This window comes from Sulfitobacter sp. HI0027, assembly GCF_001634775.1.
In the GTDB taxonomy this organism is placed as follows: Bacteria; Pseudomonadota; Alphaproteobacteria; order Rhodobacterales; family Rhodobacteraceae; genus Sulfitobacter.
The window spans coordinates 1-1,749 of record NZ_LWER01000214.1 but is presented as its reverse complement, the minus strand read 5'-3'; the positions used below and the strand labels follow the sequence as shown (position 1 = coordinate 1,749).

Below are 1,749 nucleotides of genomic sequence, written 5' to 3'. Positions count from 1 at the left end.
ATCTGGGCGATGCTGACAAAGAACGAAGATTACAAGGATCCGGCGCTGGCAGTCGCGGCATGATGCTCTTGTTGAACTGCTAGCGACGGTGCCAAGGGGAGTGTAAGAAGACGACGACCTGAATGGGCAAAACGATCGAATAGATCTGGATTGGGAAAACCAGTTAGGGCCTACGAGCTCAGAGCTCGCTCAACAGATTTGGACCTGATCCGCTGATCACCATCCCGGCCCGCAGCTTTTGGAAGTGCCGCATCTCGAGGCCTTACAGAAGACCGCACTCGATCACTCGCCAATAGGGTCAAAAAATTCTTGCACTACNAGATGAATGTCCACAGATGGAGTGGTTGCCGCCCTCCCCAGACGGCATCGCAATGTGCCAAGGTCGTGGTGTTGAAAGCCACACAAAGAGGAGGACGGCGAGATGAAGGATATGATGATCGGGGTCGATCTGGCAAAGAATGTTTTTCAAGTTCATGGGGCGCTGCACACGGGGGAGATTCAGTTTCGCAAGAAGCTGACGCGAACGCAGTTTCCCGTGTTCATGGCTAAGCAGGAGCCAAGCTTGGTTATCCTCGAGGCATGTGGCAGCGCACATTATTGGGCGCGCGAGATGGAAGCGCTTGGACATGAGGTAAAACTCATCGCGCCACAGTATGCTCGCCCGTTCGTGAAGCGCCAGAAAAACGACGCTGCCGACGCCGAGGCGATTGTCATCGCGGCTCGCCAGCCCGAGATGCGCTTCGTGGAGCCTAAAACAGTCGAGCAACAATCGCGCGCGGCAGTTTTCCGTGGCCGGGAACGCCTGGTGCATCAGCGGACGGCGGATGTGAACGCCTTGCGGGCGCTGTTGTATGAGCATGGGCATGTGTTTCCTCAAGGGATACGCAGTCTTAATCGCATCACAGCGCTTGTAGAGGATAAGACTGCCGACTTGCTGTCATTGATCCGCGAGGAGTGCTTGGACCTGCTGGCGCAGATTGCAGAGAAAACGGCGCGTATCAACGAACGCACCGCGAAACTCGAGTCGCTGGCCGCTGAGTCAGACAGGGCGCGCAGGCTTCAGACTATGCCCGGTGTTGGGCCACTGACGGCCATCGCTGTAGAAGCGTTTGGACCTGATATGGCGCAGTTCAAAACGGGACGTGACTTTGCGGCTTGGTTGGGTCTGGTGCCCAAGCAACATTCTTCGGGAGGCAAAGAACGTTTGGGGCGGATGACCAAGGCCGGGCAAGCTGATATAAGACGTCTCTTGATCATTGGGGCAATGTCGCGGCTGGGCTGGCTCGGACGGCGCACAATTACGGAGGGCAGCTGGCTATCACGATTGTTGGCGCGCAAGCCCAAGATGCTGGTCGCTATCGCGCTGGCCAATAAGATGGCCCGGCAAATCTGGGCGATGCTGACAAAGAACGAAGATTACAAGGATCCGGCGCTGGCAGTCGCGGCATGATGCTCTTGTTGAACTGCTAGCGACGGTGCCAAGGGGAGTGTAAGAAGACGACGACCTGAATGGGCAAAACGATCGAATAGATCTGGATTGGGAAAACCAGTTAGGGCCTACGAGCTCAGAGCTCGCTCAACAGATTTGGACCTGATCCGCTGATCACCATCCCGGCCCGCGGCTTTTGGAAGTGCCGCATCTCGAGGCCTTACAGAAGACCGCACTCGATCACTCGCCAATAGGGTCAAAAAATTCTTGCACTACGGGCGGCAACCACAGAAGGCCCTAGTTGGGTGATGGATGAACAC

1 protein-coding gene is annotated in these 1,749 nt (G+C 56.2%); it reads left to right on the top strand.

The window, feature by feature from the left end; genetic code table 11:
- Positions 1 to 421: 421 nt before the first annotated feature.
- Positions 422 to 1,450 (top strand): IS110 family transposase, encoded by a 1,029-nt coding sequence (locus A3722_RS13805; protein ID WP_067629787.1) that lies wholly within the window; start codon positions 422 to 424, stop codon positions 1,448 to 1,450.
- The last annotated feature ends 299 nt before the right edge of the window (positions 1,451 to 1,749 follow it).

Bases quoted from the DNA above. Each gene is read 5' to 3' on its own strand.
- A3722_RS13805 (WP_067629787.1), top strand. From the start codon at position 422: ATGAAGGATATGATGATCGGGGTCGATCTGGCAAAGAATGTTTTTCAA.